The organism is Corynebacterium sp. HMSC28B08 (assembly GCF_001806865.1).
GTDB classification, from domain to species: Bacteria; Actinomycetota; Actinomycetes; order Mycobacteriales; family Mycobacteriaceae; genus Corynebacterium; species Corynebacterium auriscanis.
This window is the reverse complement of record NZ_KV786180.1, coordinates 9,986-32,491: the sequence shown is the minus strand read 5'-3', so window position 1 is coordinate 32,491 and position 22,506 is coordinate 9,986. Positions and strand designations below refer to the sequence as shown.

At 60.9% G+C, this 22,506-nt stretch carries 15 protein-coding genes; 11 read left to right on the top strand and 4 right to left on the bottom strand.

Features of this window, described 5'->3' with window-relative positions; translation table 11 throughout:
• Positions 1 to 140: 140 nt before the first annotated feature.
• From HMPREF3098_RS09640 to HMPREF3098_RS09630, 3 genes are all read left to right on the top strand, one after another.
• The gene (locus tag HMPREF3098_RS09640; protein ID WP_035114263.1) at positions 141 to 497 is read left to right on the top strand and encodes a hypothetical protein; all 357 of its coding nucleotides are present in this window, start codon (positions 141 to 143) and stop codon (positions 495 to 497) included.
• Positions 498 to 551: 54 nt separating this feature from the next.
• The gene (locus HMPREF3098_RS09635) at positions 552 to 965 is read left to right on the top strand and encodes a hypothetical protein (protein WP_035114262.1); all 414 of its coding nucleotides are present in this window, start codon (positions 552 to 554) and stop codon (positions 963 to 965) included.
• Positions 966 to 1,399: 434 nt separating this feature from the next.
• A complete protein-coding gene (locus HMPREF3098_RS09630; protein WP_070434972.1) occupies positions 1,400 to 2,725 on the top strand; it encodes an Nramp family divalent metal transporter in 1,326 nt (441 codons plus the stop codon).
• A gap of 341 nt (positions 2,726 to 3,066) precedes the next feature.
• Here HMPREF3098_RS09630 and HMPREF3098_RS09625 read toward each other — a convergent pair whose 3' ends face one another.
• Positions 3,067 to 4,653 carry a VanW family protein gene (locus HMPREF3098_RS09625; RefSeq protein ID WP_246815923.1) on the bottom strand — a complete coding sequence of 529 codons (1,587 nt, stop codon included), beginning with the start codon at positions 4,651 to 4,653 and terminating at the stop codon, positions 3,067 to 3,069.
• Between the two features lie 639 nt (positions 4,654 to 5,292).
• Positions 5,293 to 6,651 (bottom strand): glycoside hydrolase family 3 N-terminal domain-containing protein, encoded by a 1,359-nt coding sequence (locus HMPREF3098_RS09620; RefSeq protein WP_070434971.1) that lies wholly within the window; start codon positions 6,649 to 6,651, stop codon positions 5,293 to 5,295.
• Positions 6,652 to 6,928: 277 nt separating this feature from the next.
• On the opposite strand from HMPREF3098_RS09620, the gene HMPREF3098_RS09615 reads away from it, so the two are divergent.
• The 3 genes from HMPREF3098_RS09615 (at position 6,929) to HMPREF3098_RS09605 (ending at position 11,551) form a co-directional block, all read left to right on the top strand.
• Entirely contained in the window at positions 6,929 to 7,396 is a 468-nt protein-coding gene (locus HMPREF3098_RS09615) for a universal stress protein (protein ID WP_035114260.1), read from the top strand.
• A 94-nt stretch (positions 7,397 to 7,490) separates the two neighbouring features.
• Positions 7,491 to 7,703 carry a DUF2613 domain-containing protein gene (locus tag HMPREF3098_RS09610; protein WP_070434970.1) on the top strand — a complete coding sequence of 71 codons (213 nt, stop codon included), beginning with the start codon at positions 7,491 to 7,493 and terminating at the stop codon, positions 7,701 to 7,703.
• 62 nt (positions 7,704 to 7,765) lie between these two features.
• Positions 7,766 to 11,551: a DUF3367 domain-containing protein gene (locus HMPREF3098_RS09605; protein ID WP_070434969.1), complete on the top strand. Its 3,786-nt coding sequence runs from the start codon at positions 7,766 to 7,768 to the stop codon at positions 11,549 to 11,551.
• Here the strand turns inward: HMPREF3098_RS09605 and HMPREF3098_RS09600 are convergent.
• Positions 11,443 to 12,603 carry an acyltransferase family protein gene (locus tag HMPREF3098_RS09600; protein ID WP_070434968.1) on the bottom strand — a complete coding sequence of 387 codons (1,161 nt, stop codon included), beginning with the start codon at positions 12,601 to 12,603 and terminating at the stop codon, positions 11,443 to 11,445. The genes HMPREF3098_RS09605 and HMPREF3098_RS09600 overlap by 109 nt on opposite strands.
• 188 nt (positions 12,604 to 12,791) lie before the next feature.
• Between HMPREF3098_RS09600 and porA the strand changes: the two genes are divergently transcribed.
• Positions 12,792 to 14,069, top strand: coding sequence for a porin PorA (porA, locus tag HMPREF3098_RS09595; protein WP_070434967.1), 1,278 nt, complete (start codon positions 12,792 to 12,794; stop codon positions 14,067 to 14,069).
• A 33-nt stretch (positions 14,070 to 14,102) separates the two neighbouring features.
• Positions 14,103 to 15,968, top strand: a complete 1,866-nt coding sequence (locus HMPREF3098_RS09590; RefSeq protein WP_070434966.1) for an MmpA family trehalose lipid delivery protein — start codon at positions 14,103 to 14,105, stop codon at positions 15,966 to 15,968.
• Here the strand turns inward: HMPREF3098_RS09590 and HMPREF3098_RS09585 are convergent.
• Positions 15,946 to 17,121: a glycosyltransferase family 4 protein gene (locus HMPREF3098_RS09585; protein ID WP_070434965.1), complete on the bottom strand. Its 1,176-nt coding sequence runs from the start codon at positions 17,119 to 17,121 to the stop codon at positions 15,946 to 15,948. The two genes, HMPREF3098_RS09590 and HMPREF3098_RS09585, sit on opposite strands and share 23 nt — an antisense overlap.
• A 245-nt stretch (positions 17,122 to 17,366) precedes the next feature.
• On the opposite strand from HMPREF3098_RS09585, the gene HMPREF3098_RS09580 reads away from it, so the two are divergent.
• The 3 genes from HMPREF3098_RS09580 to HMPREF3098_RS09570 all read left to right on the top strand — a co-directional run bounded on the left by HMPREF3098_RS09580 (position 17,367) and on the right by HMPREF3098_RS09570 (position 22,279).
• Positions 17,367 to 18,419: a class I SAM-dependent methyltransferase gene (locus HMPREF3098_RS09580; RefSeq protein WP_371440988.1), complete on the top strand. Its 1,053-nt coding sequence runs from the start codon at positions 17,367 to 17,369 to the stop codon at positions 18,417 to 18,419.
• A 171-nt stretch (positions 18,420 to 18,590) separates the two neighbouring features.
• Complete coding sequence (locus HMPREF3098_RS09575) at positions 18,591 to 19,820, top strand: acetyl-CoA C-acetyltransferase (protein ID WP_070434964.1); 1,230 nt, start codon at positions 18,591 to 18,593, stop codon at positions 19,818 to 19,820.
• Between the two features lie 113 nt (positions 19,821 to 19,933).
• Complete coding sequence (locus tag HMPREF3098_RS09570; RefSeq protein ID WP_070434963.1) at positions 19,934 to 22,279, top strand: 3-hydroxyacyl-CoA dehydrogenase NAD-binding domain-containing protein; 2,346 nt, start codon at positions 19,934 to 19,936, stop codon at positions 22,277 to 22,279.
• Positions 22,280 to 22,506: the final 227 nt, after the last annotated feature.

Sequence of the window (22,506 nt, the reverse complement as noted above, 5' to 3'; positions counted from 1 at the left end):
TGAAAGCTTCCGCTAAAATTAGTCGCGTTGAGTCAAAGCCAGCGATACGGAACGAGTGAATCTCTGGACCGGGCACGCATAGAAGATTTGACTCTAAAAGTTTCCGTCTTCCGCTCATTCTGTGAAAGGTTTGAAAACAGATGCGCAAGTTCCGCAATGCAGCTTTGGCAATCGCCACCGCCACCACCGTTGCCATTTCCGGCATGTCCGTAGCTTCTGCTGAGATGCCGATGAACCCAGATGGCGATACCATCCTGTCTGACACTCCAATCCTGGATAACCTCCGCCGGAACCTTGACCCGGAGAACAAGCTGGAATGGGAAAAGCCTGAGACCGGTCGCGCCGTATTCGGTTCCGACAGCTGGAAGAACTTCGACGACCTGTCCGGCTGGGCACAGGGTGCCAAGATCCTCCTAACAGTCACCGCTATCGCTAGCGTTTTCGGTCTGCTGGTCGCTCCTGCCTACAACTTCCTGCGCTACGGCCTCGCTCGCTAAGCACACGTTCACCCCACTTCAAATCGATTCTCTTCTATAGAAAAGGAACTTTCTATGAATATTCGTAAGGTCGCTCTGGCTATCGCCACCGCTTCTTCCGTTGCCTTGGCTGGCACCGCTGCTGCTTCCGCTCAGGACGCTCCAATGTCCGACAACAATGCGATCGGTTCCATCACCAACGAGGACACCACCCCTACCGGCTCTGACAACCTTGCAGGTTCTGAGCAGGATAAGGCTCCTGAGACCGGTGAGGCTAAGGGCTCCGACCTGCTGTGGCGCATCGGCAACGCCCTCGGCGCTGACCAAGCTCTGAACGCTGACCAGATCTTCGGCTCCGACGTTAAGCCAGATGCTGCTCCATGGGGCCCACTGCTGCACGTAGCTCTGATCGCTGGCGTTATCGGCAGCATCGCCAGCGTGATTATCGGTATTGGCAACTACCTGAAGCACGAGGGCATCATCCGCTAAGAGAAACCGGATGGAGCGCACCAAGAACGCAGACTTCGCCATCAACTAGTTGCGGAGACCGCATTCTTGAATCTGCCAAAGTTTCACACCGCTCCCCGTTAGTTGGACTGAGAAATCAGCCACCAACTAGCGGGGAGTTTTCATTTGCTCCGGGAAAAACTCTTGGTGGACTAGCACACCGGTCATTAGCGCTCACATCCTCTCTAATTCGCTCACATTCTCTATAATTATCGCCTTACGCACGTGTTGACATACACACTCAAGCACTTCTGAGCCGTCTCTTGAGACCACCTTTCCCTCAATTGGCAACATCCCCCGCATCGGCGTAGCGTAATTAAATGTTCGATGTATTGAACTCGACCTCACTGACGATAGCCGCTGACGACGGCAGTCACCACAGTTAGGCACCCAGGGAAGATGAAAAGGAGGAGGATGTGGGCGTCGAGGTAAAAAAGAACCAACAGCAAGCGCACACGCCAAACAGCCAAGACGGCCACCAACCGCGACTCATCACTTTGTTGGGACCAGCGTTTGTAGCTGCCATCGCCTACGTAGATCCCGGAAACGTTGCCGCTAATCTATCCGCCGGCGCCGAATACGGTTACCTGCTGCTGTGGGTACTGGTTCTCGCGAACCTGATGGCCATGCTGGTGCAATACCTGTCGGCAAAATTGGGGTTGGTGACGGGGCGCAGTTTGACCTCGCTGGTAGCGGAATCCTTGGGGATGTCCGCGCAGCAGCGGCGGGGTGAGCGAGGCCAGCGGCAGCGGAGGCAGCGGCGGGGTGTGCGGTTGTTGTACTGGGGACAAGCCGAAATCGTCACCGCCGCCACCGATGTTGCCGAAGTTATCGGCGGGGCGACTGCCCTGTATCTTCTGTTCGGCACTCCGCCACTGATCGGCGGGGTCATCGTCGGCGTATTCTCCCTTGCCCTCTTGGCTGTGCAGAATCCACAGAGCCAGCGGCGTTTCGAATTCGTCATCATGGGGTTCCTAGCCATCATCACGCTGGGATTCCTAGCTGGGCTGTTCTTCACGGGCCTAACAGTTAGCGAGATGGCTTCCGGAATCGTCCCCCGATTCCAAGGCACCCCCACCGTGGTGCTGGCCGCATCCATGCTGGGTGCCACCGTCATGCCCCACGCGATCTACCTGCACTCCGGGTTGGTACGCGACCGCGGTTACCAACCGCACAACGATGCATCCATGGCACGGCACCTCACCGCGACCCGCTGGGACGTGGCTGCCGCGCTGGTTGTCGCGGGCAGTGTGAACATCGGAATGCTGTGCCTGGCCGCTGAAGCCCTCAAAGGTGAGGACGGCACCGATTCCATTGAAGGCGCTCACCGCGCCGTCACCGATGCACTGGGGCCAATGGTTGGCGCGCTGTTTGGAATCGGCCTGTTGGCCTCCGGGTTGGCCTCCACTTCCGTAGGCTGCTACGCCGGCGACATGGTCATGAAGGACCTTCTGAAAGTGCGCATCCCCATCTTGTGGCGCAGGTTCCTCACCCTGCTACCCGCGCTGCTTCTGCTGGGCATGGGAGCCGAGCCCACATGGGCGTTGATCGTCAGCCAGGTCGTGCTAAGCCTTGGTATTCCGTTTGCGCTGATCCCGTTGGTAATTTTCACCGCGCGGGGCGCTGTCATGGGGCGGTGGGCGAACACGCGGGCACTTACCGCCATCGCTGGTGTGTGCTGCGTGATCATCATTGCGCTCAATATCGCGCTGGTTTACCTCACGGCCACGGGGGCGGCGTAAGGGCGCGGAGGGTTGGTTCGAGCTCACCCGTGCTGGGCTCATGCTGGGCTGTGCCGGGCTGTGCCCTCCGGTGCGCGAAAAGCAGAACGAAAAGACCTCCCAACGCGATCCAAGGGTCATCTCATTCTGCTAATCCAACAGAGGAGCCCGCTCCGCCCCGGCCCCCACTACCCTCCGGCCCCCACTACCCCCCGGTGCCCCCATTGCCCTCCGGTGCGCGAAAAGCAGAACGAAAAGACCTCCCAACGCGATCCAAGGGTCATCTCATTCTGCTAATCCAACAGGGGAGGGCGCTCTGCTCCGGCCCCCACTGCGCCCCAGCGCTCCCAGCGCCTCCCCAGCTACTTACACTTCACAATCGGCGCCGGGTCATACACGGTGGTGGTCGTGCGCCTGTCCAGTTCCTTACCGCGCAAATCGCGAACCACGCGCGTATCAGTGGTGGTGAAGCCCGGCGCGCCAGACGACGGCGAGCACTTCTCGTCGCTCAGCTCAATCGTCTTGGGGCTGGTCGGATTCGTCCTCTCTCCCGGGATGCTCTCCACCTTCACGTTCTTCACCCCATAGATTTTCACCGTAACGGAACTAGAATCCGCACTGGTACGAATACGCACGGGGGTGTTGAAAGGATTCTTAAACTGCAGGTCAATCGCACCCTCATAAACGGTGGCCTCGCGGCCCGCCGGGTAGCGCGAAATGTAGTAGCTGTGTGGGGTGTGTGCCACGTCTTCCATGCCCGCGAAGTAGCTAGCGTTGTACAACGTGGTGGCGAACTGGCTAATGCCGCCGCCCACGGCCTCACCCGCGTGACCGTCGATGATGATCCCGGATTCCACAAAACCTTGCGCCTTTCCGCGCGGACCGGTGTACCCATTCAAACTGAACGTCTCCCCGGGCAGCACGATCGCCCCATCGACCATCTCCGCCACGCGCCGAATGTTGACACCTGAGGCATCGGAGAAACCACCCGTAGTGAACTCACCCACCACATCATCGAACTTGGCTTTGCGTGCTTCCTCCGTGGTGTACGTGGCCTTTTTATTCTCGTACTGCACAGGCCATTCGCGGCGCTTCTTGTTCAGCGCTTTGTCTTCAATCTTTCCCAGGGTCTCCGGCCACTTAATGAGGATGCCGTCTTGGTGCGGGATCACCGTCAGGCGGTTGCCATCGGCCTGGAAGTTCGCATTGCGGAATTCCTTTTCCGTACCCTGCAGCTGCTCTGCCAAGATCTGCTTCGCCGCATCGTTGTTCCACTGCGGAACTAGCTTTCCGTCCTGAGCTTTGAACGAAAGGATCTTCGCAAAGTGTGGTGCAGTAAGTTTCGCATCCACCTTATTTCGACCGTGGAACACGATCGGCTTAGAGGTCGCGGGCGTGACGAAATCCTTGACTACTTTCTGCGCATCAGCCGTGAGAATCCGGGCTTTCATCACATCGGCATCCACCGTGACCGTGCGCGTTGTATTCAACCAATTCTTCTTGACGGCCGCGTTCACCTTTTCTGTGTCCACGGTTTGTCCTGGCACGTCTTTTTTGATGTTGGCTTTGCCTAGTTCATTTAATTCGACGCCGGCATCCTTGGGTCCGCGCGTGAGTTCCCGGTTCACTCGTTCGAGTTCGCGGTTGAGGTTGGCATCCCCGAACTCAGAAACAATTCCAACCTCACGCTCTTCGTAAAAACTCTTGATCCGGGTGATGGGGTTCAAAGGCTGCTTGCCAGCCTGATCGACCGTTTTGCCCCAGTTCACGCGCAGGCCCGACTGGGTGGGTTCCAGCACGCTCGACATGTTGCCGGCCTTCACGGTGACAGGCTGGCGGACTTTCTCACCCAAATCATTGCGCAGGCGTTGTTCGGCTTGGGCTTTGCCCATGCCGCCGATGTCCACTCCGCCGACTGTCACACCACGGGGGACTTGCCCTTCTGACATGGCGATATCTACCCCGTAGAGCACTCCGCCTAGGCCGAGAACACCTACGAGGCTCCAGAAGAATATGGGCAACGCGCGGCTCTTCTTTTGCCGACGGCGGGAGCCCCCGCGATGAGAGGTGCGGGGATCACGAGGGCGCATTTCTGTATCCGCGTTCATCTGGGCACGTTGCTCTGCGCGCACCCCTTCGTGGAGAGTTCCCTCTTGATGCGCGGCATCGAGAGGGCGCTCCGAGGCACCCTCCGATGCGTTGTTTCTAGGCCACTCGTTGCTGTTCACGCGAAATAGTTTAGCCGTTATGCCCCCATGCTGGGAAAACTTGAATAATTGCACTGAATCACAAGTGCTTCATCACTGCAGCTAGTGCCCGATTCATCAGTGCGAGGCGAGCATTTACGGCGCACGCCAGCCATTCGTAGCGCGAGCGCCCTCCAACTATCCGATGGGGGCGTGAGGAGGCAACGACGCGCTAGTGGGAACATCACCCAGTACTCCTTGGAGGACGCAACCCAGCGCTCACTAGAGCACACAACCCTGTACTCACTAGAGGACGCAACCCAGCGCTCATCAGAGCACACGGCCCTGTAGGCACTAGAGCACACAACCCTGTAGCCACTAGATCACACAGCCCTGTACTCGCTAGAGGACACAACCGCGATCGGCAGATGCGATAGCGCGGTCTCGCGGGATTTTTCCGCTGGAAATTGCCTGCGCCAGGGCCTCTACCGCCGCTGGGACATCGATGCCTCCAGCGGCCGCCAGAGCCTGATCCGCCCCTGCGCTCACTGCTGCCACGACGGCATCTGGCCCACTCAATTGGTCACTGACAGCCTTCATACCCGTGAGGTCATCAGTCACAATCAATCCGTTGAACTTGTAACTGCGCAGCAGCTTGTATGCGGCGGGATTGATGGAGGCTGGTTTCTTATCCCCCAAACCCGGGACTTGCATATGGCCAATCATCATCGCGGGGGCGGGCCGGACGGGCTCCGCCGGTCGTGACTGCCCAGCGGCCTCCCGTGAGGAATCACCCGCGGAACTTGGCACAGGTTGCCCGGCACGCCCCGGTCCAGGTTGCCCAGCACGCCCCGGCGCAGAAGCTCCCTCGGGAGCTGGTCGACCACCAACAGATTCGGTCCCCATGGTAGCCAGCTGCCGGAACGGCAACAGGTCCTGGTTCTCCATCACACTCAGCGGAGGACTGACCACCGTTCCCAAGTGTGAATCACCTTTCACATGACCGTGCCCGGGGAAGTGCTTGAATACCGGGACGATCCCGGCATCGCGCAAACCTTCCGCATACGCGCGGCCATAGGTGGCCACCACCCGCGGATCCGCACTAAAAGCGCGAGACCCGATGCCGTTGGCACTGATATCCTGCGCTCCACCCAAGTCCAGCACCGGGGCAAAATCCACGGTCACACCCAAAGCACGCAGCTTGCGACCATGCTCGGCCATCATCGCGCGAACCTGCTGGGGTGTCATCGTGTCCGCCATCTCCCGCGGGCTGGGCAGCTTGCCGATAATGCCGCTCAACCGCTGGACCTCTCCGCCTTCTTCATCCACACTGATAGTCAGCTTCTCCCCTGCACGCCTTTCCAGCGCCGCGATACTGCGGGCAGGATCCCCCTGCCCGTTGAGTATCGAATAATCACTGCCAGTTCCCACGAAAAGGTGCCGTACCCCGGCATCCACCGCTTGCTGCGCGCTGGCGAAGTCCGTTATTCCCACCGCCATCAGGCGCCCCGCCAGTTGGCGGTCCGTGGCATCCCGCAAGCTTTCGCACTTCATCCCCGCGGGTCGCCCTGCGCGGTTCGCATCCCCCGCATCACCGGAGTTCTTATCGGCGGGGGCGCTGACAGTCGAGGAATCCGCCAGCGTGGACGACGAGGGCCTGTTCTGGGCGGAGTCGGCTGCAGGTGGCGTCGGCCCAGAATCAGTAGAACAACCCGCCAACAGCAACGCAGAAGCGGAAACAACAACAAGGATTCGGCGCATACTACTAACGTAGTGAGTGGAACCCGCCGAACCCAAAGATGACAGCGGGAGACGTTATGGATGTAAGGAGCACGACCAGATCATGACCGCCCCAAACGAACAACCCATCGCTGCAACGGGCGCTGGCACTGCGGCTGCTACGGACGCTAACGCAAACGGTACTGTCGCCAATGCCGTCGCCCCTGCGGTCGCCACAGACACTTCCGCAGACGCTGCCGCAGATACTGCCGCTGCGCCCGCCACACCAGCGTTCGACCCAAACGGGGATACGGTTCTCATTGCCTACGATGGGTCCGACCAGGCGCGACTGGCCGTGGAACACGCTGGTCGGTTCCTGTCCGCGAAGAACGCTTACATCCTCACCGTGTGGGAACCCATTCACCGTCAAGCCGCACGCGCTGCGGGAATGAGCGGCATGATGCAACACGATTGGTCCGCCGATGCCTCCACCGAACCGAACGATGATGATCCCGCATACACCGAGGCCGTCAACGTATGCCAAGAAGGTGTGGAATTAGCTCGCCAAAACGGGTTTGCTACCGAACCTTTTTTGGTAGAGTCTGGAACAGCCATTTGGAGCGCGATTGTCGACGCTGCGGACGAACTGGATGTAGACCTGATTGTTACAGGCACACGAGCACTTTCTGGCTGGAAATCACTCCTGCAGTCCAGTGTGTCCGATAGCATCATCAAAAATGCTGGTCGCCCGGTACTGATTGTGCCACCGGCCAGCGAAGATGACTAAGCTATAACGCAGTGCTACTCGCGGGGTTGCGTTGTGCGCACCGCGACAATCGACTTTCATGCCCCGCCTTGAAAAGAGAACAGGATAAAACCGCATGCCTTACCAAACTGATTCCGAGCCACGCCGCGCTGTAGGCCCAGCTATCGCTTCTGTCGTTGCCGGCGTGATCCTCGGTGGCGCCCTCGCCTTCGGCGCAGGCGCTATGGCGGATAACACCGAGCTGCCCAACGAATCCGAGCTGGCCGTGAACGAGGACAACGCATTCCTGGGCTCCGTTCAATACGGCGGCCGCGTTTCCGATCAATAAGTCACCGACCCCGTCCATCACACGGACCGGGAGGCGAACTCCCATAGTTTTTCGAGATAGGTGTGCAGACACTTTCTAAACGCGCGTGGATCCTAACCACCCTCGCGTGGTTCGCTTTCGCGTTCCTCCAAGCCCCGGGGCTGATCTCCGCGGATACCAAGCTGGACCTCACCAGCGATCCGTGGGGATTTCTAGCCCAAGCACTGTACCCGTGGACGGATGCGTTCCCTCTGGGTCAGCTACAAAACCAAGCCTATGGATACCTGTTCCCCCATGGGCTGTTCTTTGCGTTGCTCAGCTGGTTGCCGGGGTGGATCGTGCAGCGCTTATGGTGGGGAATGTTGTTGGCCCTCGCCTTCGCCGGCACGGTCAAGCTGCTTGCGGCCGCCGGGGTGGGCTCGCGGTCGTCGCGGGTCATCGCCGGTGTGCTGTTTGCACTGTCCCCGCGCGTGCTGACCACCCTAGGGGCCATTAGCTCCGAAGCCTGGACCGTGGCACTGGTGCCGTGGATTCTACTGCCGATGGTGCGCGGGTTTGCCCAGGTGGGTGAGACTGCACACGCACCCCAATCGCGCCTGACCAAAACCCTACGTACCACACTGGCCTGGGCCGCACTGTCCAGCGCCGTCGCGATCCTTTGCCTCGGCGCCGTCAACGCCGTCGCCACCGCCGCTGCCACGCTGCCGGCTTTCCTGTGGTGGCTCGCGGTGATTGTGAGTGGGCGGACCGGGGTGGCGTCGGATATAAGGCCACCCTCCACCACCGACCAGCGCAAACAACGGCGCCTAACCCGGCGCGCCGCGACCTACTTTGCCCTGTGGTGGGTGCCGGGCGGGTTGCTGGCCACGTTCTGGTGGATCGGGCCACTGCTAATCCTGGGGCGTTACTCGCCACCGTTCACGGACTATATCGAGTCCTCCTCCCTGACCACGCGCTGGCTCAATCCGCTGGAGGTGCTGCGCGGAACCACGTCCTGGACTCCGTTCCTCTCCACGGAACGCGCCGGTGGGCACGCCCTGGTGGTCGAACCTGTGTTCATCGTGGCCACCTTGGCTGTTGCCCTCCTTGGACTGTGGGGAATGCGCCACCTGCCGCTGCGGTGGTGGCTGGTCTTCGGTGCGGGATTCCTGGTGATGGTCGCAGCGGTGGATCAGTTCAGTCCACTGTCGCAGAGCTACCGCGCGTTCCTCGACGGCCCCGGCGCTGCCCTGCGTAACCTGCACAAATTCGATCCCCTGGTGCGCTTACCGTTGGTGGCCGGAGTTGCCGTGACCTTGCGCGGTATTCAATGGCCGGGGCTGGATCGTGAAAAGCGGACACTGTGGCTGCACCCAGAAAAACACACGAACGTCCCCCGCGCCATCGCCGTGGGATTGTTGCTAGCCATCGTCACCGCCACCGGTTGGTCTGGGCGGATCGTTGCCGCTGATGCGTACCGCGGTGTGCCTTCTTATTGGGCCGACGCCTCCCAGTGGCTCAACACCCACACCCCCAGTGGGGCGCCTACCGGGCACTCAACCCCGGCGCGCACAATGATCCTGCCCGAGGCTCGGTTCGGTAGGCAGACGTGGGGAAATACTCGCGATGAGCCCGCCCAGCCCTGGCTGGACGTACCGTGGGTAGTCCGCGATTCCGTGCCACTGGTGCAGCCCGAGGCCATCCGCGGTTTAGATGGCGTACAACGGGAGGTCCATTCGGGCAACGCGATTCCATCCCTGGCGGCCACGCTGCGCAATCAGGGCGTGGGGTTTGTCCTCGTACGCAGCGACCTGACCGCAGCGTCGGATACGCCAGGCCCCAAGGCCGTACTGAAAACGCTGCAGCGCTCGGGTGGTTTCCGCGAGGTCGCTGCGTTTGGTGACGATAAGAAGGTGCGCATCTTCCAGGTCGGCGAGTCTGGGGTCGGTAGCGGTTTGCGCCTGGTGGAGACCGAAAACGTGGAAGTTGTGCACGCCGGTCCCGAAACCCTGCCCCGGTTGGATGCCGCCGATGCCGCCCTAGGCCGGCGCGGTGAGGCCCGCACCCGCGTGCTGGATGCGCAGATCCCGCAGAATCTGCGTGGCGGTGGCCAGGCGAATGTCTTTGGCCCAGCGCAAACCGTGACCGATACCCCGGCTGTGCGCGAGCACAACTACGGCAACGTAGTCAGTGCTGATTCGGAGATCCGCGCGCCAAAAGATCCCACCTTCCTGTTGAACCCTATGAAGGATTACCCACTGCGCACGGGCAGTGTGGGGCAGAGGGAATCGGGCTCCCCGGCAGCGGATACCGCAACTGCGCTGGAGCCGGTTCCGGCGGACAAGCTCACCCAGGTCCGCGAGGTCGGTGGGCGCGTGGTGGCCAGCTCCTCCGCCAGTGACCCCACATCCTTCGGCGGGGCTTCCACCATCAGCTCCCCCACGGCTGCAGTGGACAGCAATCCCCGCACTGCATGGCGCCCCGCTCCCGGAGTGGCTCCCGGGCAGTGGATCGAGTTCCGCTTGGATTCCACCGTCACGCGGCCTTCACTGACGATCCGCACGCAAGGCGCACCCACGCGCTTGCAGGTCACCACATTTTTGCATGGCAAGACCGTGGCCAGCACGACTACGTCCAGCAAACGTGGCGAAGACAACAAGATCACTGTTCCTGCTGGTCACGCGGATACGATTCGCCTGACGATCATTTCAGCTTTTGGTGACTTCGGCTTGGCGGAGGCTACGGTCAGCGAGAAAGATAAGGACCTCACGCCCCGCCGCATCGTCACGGTACCTGCGCCGGCTGCTGCGCCATCAGCGGGTTCTGCTGCTGGGGCTCCCGGCGCTGCCAACAACGCCGAGTCCTCGACATCGGCGCCTACTTCCGGGGTTTCCACTGTTGCCCCGCCCGCCCGCACTAACCGGTTCGTCTTCGGCCAGGAAATCCCGGAATCCACTCTCATCCGTGAATTCACCGTCCCCGGCGCCGCGGACACCCGCACACCCTACGTTCTGCACACCGACCGCTGCAGCTCGCGGCAGCCCATCCGGGCGACCGTGGACGGCAAGGAATACCACTGCGGGGATGTGATTCAGCTCGCCGGCGGCGCCCACGAGGTGCGCAGCATGGACCGGTGGGTGGCCCTCTCCATCGCCGAGCCGCTGTACGCGGCCGCCATTGCCAATGCGCCGTCGGGGGTAGAGGTGGGCGTCGAAAAGAATGAAAGCCAACCCAGCGGCCCAGAGGCCAGCACCCCAACCCGCGGCAAGGCGACGGCCCACACAGCCCCCGGCCGGGAAACGGCCGATATCGCCCCAGCCGATAAACCCCGCATCATCTATTCCCCCTCACAGGCCAACCCCGGGCGCCTAGCCACCATCGCAGGCCATCCCGGCCGGTTGCAGCCCATTACGGTCAACGGCTGGCAGCAAGGGTGGATCGTGCCCGCGGGTGTGGGCGGGCAGCTGACCGTGGAGTTTGCCCCGACCTCGACATACCGCGCGTGGCTGGCAGTCGGCTTAGTCGCTGCCACGATCCTGGTTGCCATGTGGATTGCTTTGGGTGCTTCCATGCGGCGGCGTGGCTTGTTTGCGGTTGACGGTTCTTGTCCTGATTCACCTTTTGTCTCGACGCCCCGCTCCGACCTCCCCCGCACCCCTTCGGATTCGCGGGTTTCTCGCCTGTGGATGTGGGTGAACACCGTCATCTTCGGCGTGTCATCTGCCGTGGCGCTAGTTCTGGCCTCGCAGGGGCCATGGGGATCCGAAGTGTACGCCGGGGATCAGCTGGCGACAGGCGCAGCCTTGGGCTTAGCGGTGCTATCGGCGCTGCTGCGCCGCTTCCACCACGCGTTGATCCACCGACGCGCGGGTTCTTCCACCAGCGCATAGTTCAAGGCGGCCACGGGAACGGTCAGGACGAAGGTGGTCACCAACACGAGTGCCGTGTGCCCGGAAAACAACCCGATGCCGAGCAATGGGAACACCAGCGACAGCATTGCCATGTGCCACAAGAAGATGGAATACGACCACCGCCCCAGCGCCTGCATCCACGGGCTTTCGAAAAACGCCGAGCGCGGCGCGAGGGCATAAGGGGTGATCAGCGATGCCGCAAAGACAAGACCATACAGCGTGCGCCGAGCGAACTCCGCGGGCTCCGCGTGTGTCAGCCCCTCCGGCCCATCGGATGCCGCCACCACCAGCATGGCGATGGCCAATAGCCAAAACACCGGGCGGATGCGGGAAATGATCCGCTCAGCACGCGGGCCACTGATGCCTTCGAGTTCAGCGGACAGCAACCCCACGCCGAACCATGCGGTGAACGCGGGAGGCATAACATGCGGATTCAATTCGCCTGGACCAGGGGCTGCGGCGAACGCGGGGATGAACGCCCAGCCGAAACTCAAGGTGCTCAACGCAACGATGATAGCCACGCGCAGCGCGCGATTACGCCGACCGAACACGATAGCCAGCACGGGCATGACCAGGTAGAACGCCATCTCCACACACAGGGACCACAGGTGGGTCAGACCACCGACCAACCCACCGTCCACATAAATCTGAGCTAAGAAGAAATTAGCGATTACCGCCAGCGCATTGGGGTTTTCCGCGACGGGAAAAACCAGCAGTACCGCGGCGACCGTGACCCAGTATGCGGGCATGATTCGGCCAACCCGTTTGACGTAATAACCGGCGAGGGTGCGGAGGTTGGCGGCGTCGTAGGAATGAGAAAAAGAACCGTGATGACCGCGCCACAGCAGGAAACCCGAAAGTGCAAAGAACACCGGCACAAAAAAATCCGTGCGGGCCATCATGCGATTAAAGAGGGAACCGTGATCGGCGCCGGTTTGGAAGGCCACGTGCGTGACGATGATTCCGCAGCAAGCCACCGCGCGGAGGCCTTCGAGCGCGGGGAGGAACCGAGGGCGGGGGCTGGTGGTCATAGCAATCAGCGATCAGCTTAACTCATGGGTTCAATATTGCTACCCTCTTATACAAATATTTCAGCGTTTTGCCAACAGAAACTAATCGGTTTAGCTAAAGTGTGAGAATCTTCTCACGCTATGTGCCAAGGCAGGCCAATCGGTAGCGCCGAGAATTCAATGCTACGAAACAGTCAGGACACGAATCCATGAAGAAGGTACTTTCCTCCCTCTTGATTATCCTGGGCGCCGCCATGCTGATCTTCGCGATCGCACTGCCCACCTACGTTGTTCCCAAGGGCAAGGTTTTGCCTAAGGACATCGTATCCACCACCGGTACGGATCCAATTAAGAGCAACCTGCTGGACGCAAACGCGTTGGCAGCGGGCAAGCCCGTACAAGATAAGGCCAACCGACCCGAATGCCGCGGTAAGGACAAGCAGGTTAGCTGCTTCATCCTCAAGGACGTGGAACTGCAGTCCCAGCGCTTCACTCGCGCACAGGAGCCAACTGACGATAAGGTTGTGACCCTGGAAGTAGGCCAAACACTGTTTCGCACTGACCGCGAAGAGCCCAAGAATCTGGTGAACGCAACCGTTGACCGCGTGACTCTGGATCGTAAGACCCAGATGCCCGTTCCAGACCCAGTCTCCACCCTGGATGTGAACGCCCCAGCTTTGAACCCCAACGGTGAAGCCGCTATCGGCCCATTCACCCGCTCCGGGATCCAGTATCAGTTCCCGATGGGCACCGATCGTCGCTCCTACGACTACTTCGATGCCCAGGCACTGAAGGCACAGCCCATCGACTACGTGGGTGAGGAAGAGCAAGGTGGCGAAAAGGTTTATAAATTCCAACAAACCGTGGCACCGGTAGAGTTGTACTCCCGCTTGAAGGAGCAGCTGGAGGCCGATGGTGACCTGTCCAAGGCCGACGAGAGCACCCTCGCATCCCTGCGCTTGAAGTTCCCTGCCAAGATCTGGGGTATTGAAGAGCCAGCACAGGACAAGGCGGAGAACAAGGACGACAAGGATAAGAAGGACGAGAAGGACGAGAAGAGCACCGAGGTGGAGCTGTCCCGTTACTACACCGTGAACCGCACCCTGTGGGTACAGCCCGATACCGGTGTGATCGTCAACGGTGAAGAAGAGATCTGGCAGTTCTACGCCAAGGATCAGGCCGAGGCCGACGAGATGGTTAAGCCAGAGAACCGTCAGGCCGAGATCGACAACCCTAAGCGCACTGCCCTGTACATCCCCGGCGCGTGGAACGAAACGTCCAAGGAACAGCAGATGGACAAGGCCAAGGAAGGCCTGAGCACCCTGAAGACCATGGGCACCACCGTTCCATGGATCCTCGGCCCACTGGGTCTGCTGCTTCTGCTGGCCGGCCTGATCATGGCACTGAAGCGCCGCCGCGCAGAGCGCCACGCTGGCGCTGACTACGACAGCGATCACGTTGACCACAGCACTGCTCGCCGCGTCTAGGAACACCCACCAACGTGCACTAAGGTTGGGCAGGTGAAAAACTGCACCACTACGTTCGAACCACGCACACGGCACGATGGCTTGCCCCATCAGAATCCGTGGATTATTCCCGCGTGGTCGGTGCTACTTTCAATCCTCACCCAGTGGCCCTTCTGGGCCGCACTCACCACCGCGGACATGACGAACAAGGCCTTCGCCTTGCGCGACATGTTCCTCCCGGCGCAGATCACCGTCAACAACATCACAATGGGTGCCACAGAAGGGGCACCCCGCGCCGTTCCGCAAGATGCAATTCTTGCGATTCTCTCGCCGGCAATTCCGGCTTACACAATGGCCGCCCTGGTCATGGTCTTCAGCGGATCCCTTGGATCATTCGCCGCCGCCAAAATGGTGCAGACCATGGCGGGCGGCCGTTTGATTGCCCAATTCGCCGCCAGTTTGCTTGTTGTATGGAACCCATTCGTCGTAGAACGGCTACTGCAAGGGCACTGGTCGCTGGTCAGCGCGGCCATGCTTCTGCCTGCCGTGGCCTACTTCGCAGCCTCGCGGTTGTGGGGCATGCTGCTGATCGTCATGACGGTATGCGCTTTAACCCCCACCGGTCTGATCCTCGCGGCAATCATCGCCCTTATTTTCCTCACACAGTGGGTGCAGCGCTTCTGGATCTTCCTTGTCAGCCTTCTGCTCAGCGCCCCCTGGTTGATCGCCGCGTTAGTCAATTCCAATGCGACGGGTGGAACACTAGCGGATCCGGCGTCCGCCGCAGTTTTTGCCCCACGCGCAGAACACCACACAGGCACGTTCGGCGCGTTGTTGAGCTTAGGCGGAATCTGGAACGTCGAGGCCTCCGCACCTTCCCGCCACACACTGTCGGAGCTTGTGGGAATTGCCCTCACTGCGATCCTGATTCTGGGCATCCGTGAATTGTGGCGGGTCTACAGGGGGCTGACGATCCTCACGATCGCCGGGTTTATGGTGCCCGCGCTGCTGTCCACAGATCCGGGTCTCGCCCTGATGGGCTGGCTGATTAGCACGGTTCCGGGGGCGGGGTTGCTGCGCGATTCCCAGAAGTTCGTGGCCCTGGCCTTCCCCGGCATGGTACTGCTCACCGGTGTGGTGATCGAGCGCATGGATTACCGGCGCGATCGTTCGAAGTATTTCTTCCCGGTAACCGAGGTCCGGAACAAGCCGGTCTCGACCCGCTGGCTGCAACGCGGAGTGGGTGTGCTGCTGTGCGCACTCATCATCGGGAACGTGCCGGGGTTGCCGAAAGACATCGAACCCGTAGCACCGCGGCCCCTGTCCCCAGTATGGGAGCAGATTTCCAACTCGGTTTCCGCCGCCCCGCGCGGCAAGGTGCTGCTGCTACCGCCGGGCAATTACCGCATGTTGGGTGATTACCCAGTCATCGATCCGGCACTGAAGTTACTGCCCGGCACCCCATTGGATCCGGGATACCTGGTGGTCGACGGCCGTATCGTCGATGGTAATAGGACCTCCATGGAGTTGTTGCTGGCCATCATGCAGGGCCACGACACGCTGAAGGCCAACGGAGTTGGCTGGGTTTTGATCGACTGGGGTTCCGTTTCCGAGCAACTCAACATGTCGCGCGCCATCAAGGCACTCCAAGACGGCGGTTACCAGCGGGCTTTGGATATCGATAAGTACTCGCTGTACCGCATTCCTAACCCCAACTTGGATAACGAGCAAATTACCGATGTTCCCGTCCGCCTGGGTATCGGCCTGTTCTGGCTGGTGGCAACGATCGGATTCTGGCTGACGATCTGGGCACTGTACGCTGCGTGGGTGCGTTACCCAGAGTGGTGGCGCTGGAAGTACTTATCCGGTCGAACGCCGGTGCCTATTCACGACGGTCCTAAGGAAGTGGGGGTTCGCTGACTCCCCCCACGACTTCTTCCAACAGCTGAGCCCATGCCGCCCCCGTGGCATCCCAGCTAAATTCCCGCGCCCGTTGCTGGGCATTCACTCCCAGTTCACGGCGCCATTCTGGGTGATCCAACAGCTGCTCCACCGCGTTGATGAACCCCCCGGCAGACCCTGCCAGCAGCCCTGTCTGCCCATCGATTACGGAATCGCGCAGCCCAGCCGATGATTCGTACCCTACCGTGGGCACTGCGTGCTGGCCCGCTTCCACCACGGCCAAACCCCATCCTTCCTTCCTACTGGGCATCACGTGAATATCGGCGCGCTGCAAAATCCGGTGCTTTAGCTCCTCAGAAACATGCCCGTGGAAAACCACGTAGGGCTCCACACCCAGCTCCGCCGCATGTTCCTGTAGTTTCTCCAACCACCAACCGTCGCCAATGATGTCTAGGCGCACGTTGGGGTGCGTCCGGCGCAGCGCCGCCACCGCATCCAAAGCGTGTTCCAGCTGCTTGTGCGGAACCAGCCGAGACAGCGTCACCAACCGAACCGTTTGTTTGCTCTTGCCCACATTCTCGCGGTCGAGGCCGTGCGGTACTGGGTCCACACCGTTGCGGATAATTGTCACTTTCTTTTTATCGACGCCCAGCTCCTCCAGCTCCTCCGCCGATGGTTGGGAGACGGTGACCCATCGATTCCGGCGATGCAACCAGGGCGAGATTCGGGATTCAATCAGCCACCCAATTCGTGACAACACCGGTCCTGCGACGTTCCACTGCTCCCGGTGACAGTGGTGGGTCAGTACTACGGTGGGTGCGCCAGAAACCAGCGAACCAAAAAACGGAACACCATTTTGAGTATCCACAACCACATCCGGTGTGCCGAACCGCTTGAGTGGCCCAACATTTAAGCCCAGCCGCCCCGCCAGCAGCGCCAACCACGCACGTGGATACACGGTGATATTTCCCCCTCCCCGGGAAAACTGCACAGGTGCATGACCGGGCTTGTGCACAACCTCAAAGCGCTTTGCCCCTGGGTACATAGCAGTGCGGAACATCACCTCATGGCCCTGATCGGCCAAGTATTGCGCCACGGATTCCAAATACCGCTCACTTCCCCCACCTTCGGGATGATTGGTATCGCGCCAGCACAACAGGACAATTTTCATAACAATAAATAGTTTAGCGGTCTCGTCGCGTGGACTTGCCAGAATGCACGCAGCAGCTCGAAAAATGTGTAAGAGTATCTTTCATTATGCTTTCCCGTTTCTTCCGCGGTTCACGACGTGCTCGCCGCACCTCGCGCGTCACTCCGTCTAGCAGTGCCAACGCGTCTGGCAGTAGCACCCCGTCTAGCAGCACCACCCCACGCGGATGGCGCACCCTCGCCCTCACCCGCCGCACCCACCGGACCCTGCAGTTCTGGCGCCCCCGTGCTAGTTTCCGCCGAGCGTGGGGCCTGCTCACCGATTTCAAATACGAGCAAACCCGCCCGGACATTTTCTACGGACACCTAGCCGCGGATACCGTGAGCTTGATTGAAGCGGTGTGGCGGGGCGCGACGGCGTCAGATAAAGAAGCAGACACCCGTAGCGGTAACCCAACCGACAGTCCAGTTGATGGCCATACCGACAACCCACCCCAGGGCCGTAGCCTAGCCGGAACCCGGGTGTTGGATGTCGGCGGCGGACCAGGCTACTTCGGGGTGGCTTTTTCCAAGGCTGATGCCACGTACTACACGTGCGAGCCCGATGTTGGGGAAATGGCCGCAGCGGGTATCAAACTGCAGAGCTCGGTGCGCGGATCGGGCCTTGACCTGCCTTTTTTGGATAATTCTTTTGACATTACCTACAGCTCCAACGTGGCCGAGCACGTGCCTGACCCGTGGCGAATGGCCGATGAGATGCTGCGGGTGACCAAGCCCGGCGGTGTCGTTATCTATAGCTACACCGTATGGCTGGGCCCGTTCGGTGGGCACGAAACTGGTTTGTGGCAGCACTACGTAGGCGGGGAATTTGCCGCGCGGCGATACCGACGGAAACACGGCAAAGAACCGAAGAATAGGTGGGGCGAAAGCCTGTTTAACGTGTCCGCAGCTGCCGGGTTGCGCTACGGCTGGGGTGCGGAGAATCCGCGTGAAGCTGGCCGCGGTGCCGAACTTCTCCCCGCGGACGCAAATAGTTCCCACACCGGCGCAAGCGCTACCGGGGCTGCACCCGCGGCAGACCAAAGTGCAAGTGAGACCATTCCGCGTGCCATGGGTGCGGACGCGCTTGATCCAGGCGCATACCCGAGTTCTACTGGGGCCACACCCGCGGCAGAGTTTATCGCCGCGTTTCCTCGTTATCACCCCTGGTGGGCGTGGTGGATGGTGCACATTCCAGGCTTTCGCGAATTCGCGGTATCCAACTTGGTCATCGTCTTACGCAAGCAGGGGGACCTCGGCGGGGGCGGAACAGACATGTAAATACAACTAAGTGTGGACGAAGCGGGTAATGTGGCCTAGGACACACGGCCCAGTTTGAGTCGGGTGGCGTCACCGGAACTTACCGCCAGAACGGCAGCATTCCGGAAAAGCGCCGGATTCCTGCACAACGACTGGGCCAAACCCCGACCGAAGTTAGGAACCAGGACTGTCATGACCAGTACCACTGGCGCCCCAGAGGCCTTTATCTACGACGCTGTCCGCACCCCACGCGGCAAGGGCAAGCCCGGCGGAGCACTGCACACCATCAAGCCCACCACGCTGCTGAGCAGCCTGATTGAGGCAATCATGGAGCGCAACCCAGGCATCAACCCAGATCACATCGGCGACATCATCGCTGGATGCGTGACCCCAGTTGGCGACCAAGGCATGGACATTGCCCGTACCGCCGCACTAAACGCAGGCCTGCCATACACGGCCACCGGCGTGCAGATCAACCGTTACTGTGCATCCGGCCTGACCGCTGTAAACCTCGCTGCCCAAAAGATCCGTTCCGGCTGGGACGACCTAGTCTTCGCCGGCGGCGTAGAATCCATGTCCCGCATACCCATGGGCTCCGATGGCGGCGCGCTGGCGCTGGATCCAGAGTCCAACTTCTACAATGACTTCATCCCGCAGGGTATCTCCGCGGACATCATCGCTTCCCTCGACGGCCTGACCCGGGAGGACGTTGACGCGTTCGCGGCCCGTTCCCACGAACGCGCCGCCAAGGCATGGGAGGAAGGCCGCTTCGATCGCACGGTAATCCCCGTGAAAGACCAAAACGGTATCACCATCCTGGAACGCGACGAGACGATTCGCCCTGGCACCACCGTTGAAAGCCTATCCGGCCTGCGCCCAGCCTTCGCCACCATTGGCGACCAGGGTGGTTTCGACGCCGTGGCCCAGACCAAATACCCACAGCTGGAAAAGATCAACCACCTGCACCACGCTGGTAACTCCTCCGGCATCGTCGACGGCGCCGCCCTACTGGCAATCGGCTCCGAAAAGGCTGGCAAGGACTACGGCCTGGAGCCACGCGCCCGCGTTGTCTCCGTTGCCACCTCCGGTGTAGAGCCCACCATCATGCTGACCGCTCCGGCACCAGCATCCCGTGCAGCCCTCGCCAAAGCCGGCCTCAAGGCAGAGGACATCGACATCTGGGAGATCAACGAAGCATTCTCCTCCGTGGTCCTGCGCGCGCAGCGCGAGCTGCACATCCCAGACGAGAAGCTCAACGTTTCCGGTGGCGCCATCGCAATGGGCCACCCACTGGGCGCAACCGGTGCCATCATCACCGGCACCGCTGTGGACGAGCTGCACCGTACCGGTGGCCGCTACGCTCTGATCACCTTGTGTGTTGCCGCCGGCATGGGTGTCGCAACCATCATCGAGCGCGTCTAAACGGCACGTCTTCCACCAACCCAAATCCGAAGAAAACAAGCCCCCCAATCCGAGGCCCCCAACAACGCAAAACAAGGCGGCGTCGGAATAAAAAGAGCTTTTAGGAGACACAAATGAGCGACAACATGTTCAAGTGGGAGACGGACGCAGACGGCATCCTCACCCTGACGATGGATGACCCCAACGCGCCGGTCAACACCATGAACCAAACCTTCCAAAACGACCTCGTGGACACCGTGGCAAAGGTCAAGGAAGCCGTAGAGGCCGGTGAGGTCAAGGGCATCGTCCTAGCTTCCGCAAAGAAGACCTTCTTCGCTGGCGGCGACATCAAATCCATGATCAAGGCCACCCCGGCAGACGCCCCTGCGCTGACCGAGCAGATCGACACCATGAAGGCCAACCTGCGCACCCTGGAGACCCTGGGTGTTCCAGTCGTAGCCGCCATCAACGGCGCCGCATTGGGTGGTGGCCTAGAGATCGCGCTAGCCGCTCACCACCGCATCGCCTCCGACGCCAAGGGACTGAAAGTTGGTCTGCCTGAGGTCACCCTCGGCCTGCTGCCAGGTGGCGGCGGCGTGACCCGCGTGGTCCGCATGCTGGGCCTGCAAGATGCACTGATGAAGGTCCTCACCACCGGTCGTCAGTTCAATGCCGAGGACGCGAAGAAAACCGGCTTGATCGACAACATCGTGCCAGCCGACCAGCTGCTCGACGCTGCGAAGAAGTGGGCAAAAGAAAACCCCGAGGCCAAGCAGCCATGGGATACCGAAGGTTACAAGGTTCCAGGTGGCACCCCCACCAACCCGAAACTGGCAGCATTCCTGCCATCCTTCCCAGCTAACGTCACCAAGCAGATCAAGGGCGCCCCAATGCCTGCCCCGAAGGCGATCCTCAAGGCCGCCGTTGAAGGTCTGCAACTGAAGAACATCGAAGAGGCCACCCGCGTAGAAACCCGCTACTTCGTAGAACTGGTCACCGGCCCTACCTCCAAGAACATGATGCAGGCTTTCTTCTTCGACCTGCAGTACTGCAACGGGGGCGGGCAGCGCCCCGAAGGCATCGAACCACGCCAATTCAAGAAACTGGGTATGGTCGGTGCCGGAATGATGGGCGCAGCTATCGCATACGTAGCTGCCAAGTCCGGCATGGAAGTCGTGCTGAAGGACATCAAGATGGAGGCCGCGGAAAAGGGCAAGTCCTACTCCGAGGCGCTGGAAGCCAAGGCGCTGAAGCGTGGCAAAACCACCGAAGAGAAGTCCAAGGCGTTGCTGGACCGCATTACACCATCCGTAGACTATTCCGACCTGTCCGACTGTGACATCGTCATCGAAGCCGTTTTCGAGAACACCGAGCTCAAGCACAAGGTGTGGGCCGAGATTGAGGCCGCTGTGCCAGACAATTGCGTGCTGGGTTCCAACACCTCCACGCTGCCGATCACGGAGCTGGCAACCGGTGTGAAACGTCCAAAGGACTTCATCGGCATCCACTTCTTCTCCCCTGTGGACAAGATGCCGCTGGTCGAGATCATCAAGGGCGAGGAAACATCCGATGAGACCTTGGCGGCGGCCCTGGACTTCACCGGTCAGATCCGCAAGACCCCGATCGTGGTCAACGACTCCCGCGGCTTCTACACCTCCCGCGTTATCGGTTTCTTCCTGAACGAGGCGATGCGCATGCTCGCCGAAGGTGTGGACCCAGCCGTCATCGAAGCTGCCGGTCGCCAAGCTGGTTACCCAGCGCCACCACTGCAACTGCAAGATGAGCTGAACCTGAAGCTGGCGCGCAAGATTGGTTCCGAGACGCGCGCTGCTCAGGAAGCTGCTGGACTGAAGGTCGACGATGGCGGTGTGACCGAGATTGTCGACAAGATGCTGGACGTCTACGACCGCCCAGGCAAACTCGAAGGCAAGGGCTTCTACGAGTACAACGAAGAAGGTCGTCGCGCTGGACTGTGGCGCGGACTGTGGGACGAACTGGGCGCTGGCAAGGTCAAGGTTGCCGATGCAGAGTCCACCCTTTCCGGCCACGGCCTGGACGGCGCTACCGAAGGCGCTGCACGCAAGGCTGAGGGCTACGGCCAGCTGGAAGGCACCGAGAAGGCTGCCGGTTCCGACGTTGCTGCAGACGCGCCTGCGTTCATCGACCTCGTGGAGCGCATGCTGTTCGCCGAGGCCATCGAGACCCAGAAGTGCCTGGATGAGGGCGTTCTGACCAGCGATGCCGATGCGAACATCGGATCCATCCTAGGTATCGGTTTCCCTGCCTGGACGGGTGGTACCCGCCAGTACATCAAGAACTACGCGCGCCCTGCCGGCGCCGTTCTACCTGCAGGCAAGAAGGCCGAGACCGACGGTGGCGATTACCCAACCGCGGGTGTGGCTGGATTCGTTGCCCGTGCCGAGGAGCTGGCCGCGAAGTACGGCGAGCGGTTCGAGGTTCCAGAGTCCCTGCGGAAGTAATCTCCGCGGGGCGGGGGGCTGCCGCGACGGGCGCAGTGCCGAGGTGCTGCCGGGGCCCGGGCGACGGGCGTGAACTCGCCGGGATGGGGTGCTGCCGGGACCCGGGCGCAGTGACGGGGTGGGGTGCTGGGCGCTCTGTTGACACGGGGCACTACCCATAGCCCCCGGCGGATCACAGCCCACCCCCACCTTCATTCACACAATGTGCAGCAGAACTCCGACAGAAT

Bases quoted from the DNA above. Each gene is read 5' to 3' on its own strand.
- HMPREF3098_RS09640 (WP_035114263.1), top strand. From the start codon at position 141: ATGCGCAAGTTCCGCAATGCAGCTTTGGCAATCGCCACCGCCACCACC.
- HMPREF3098_RS09585 (WP_070434965.1), bottom strand. From the start codon at position 17,121: ATGAAAATTGTCCTGTTGTGCTGGCGCGATACCAATCATCCCGAAGGT.
- HMPREF3098_RS09620 (WP_070434971.1), bottom strand. From the start codon at position 6,651: ATGCGCCGAATCCTTGTTGTTGTTTCCGCTTCTGCGTTGCTGTTGGCG.
- HMPREF3098_RS09625 (WP_246815923.1), bottom strand. From the start codon at position 4,653: ATGTCAGAAGGGCAAGTCCCCCGTGGTGTGACAGTCGGCGGAGTGGAC.
- HMPREF3098_RS09570 (WP_070434963.1), top strand. From the start codon at position 19,934: ATGAGCGACAACATGTTCAAGTGGGAGACGGACGCAGACGGCATCCTC.
- HMPREF3098_RS09575 (WP_070434964.1), top strand. From the start codon at position 18,591: ATGACCAGTACCACTGGCGCCCCAGAGGCCTTTATCTACGACGCTGTC.
- HMPREF3098_RS09610 (WP_070434970.1), top strand. From the start codon at position 7,491: ATGCCTTACCAAACTGATTCCGAGCCACGCCGCGCTGTAGGCCCAGCT.
- porA (WP_070434967.1), top strand. From the start codon at position 12,792: ATGAAGAAGGTACTTTCCTCCCTCTTGATTATCCTGGGCGCCGCCATG.
- HMPREF3098_RS09635 (WP_035114262.1), top strand. From the start codon at position 552: ATGAATATTCGTAAGGTCGCTCTGGCTATCGCCACCGCTTCTTCCGTT.
- HMPREF3098_RS09600 (WP_070434968.1), bottom strand. From the start codon at position 12,603: ATGACCACCAGCCCCCGCCCTCGGTTCCTCCCCGCGCTCGAAGGCCTC.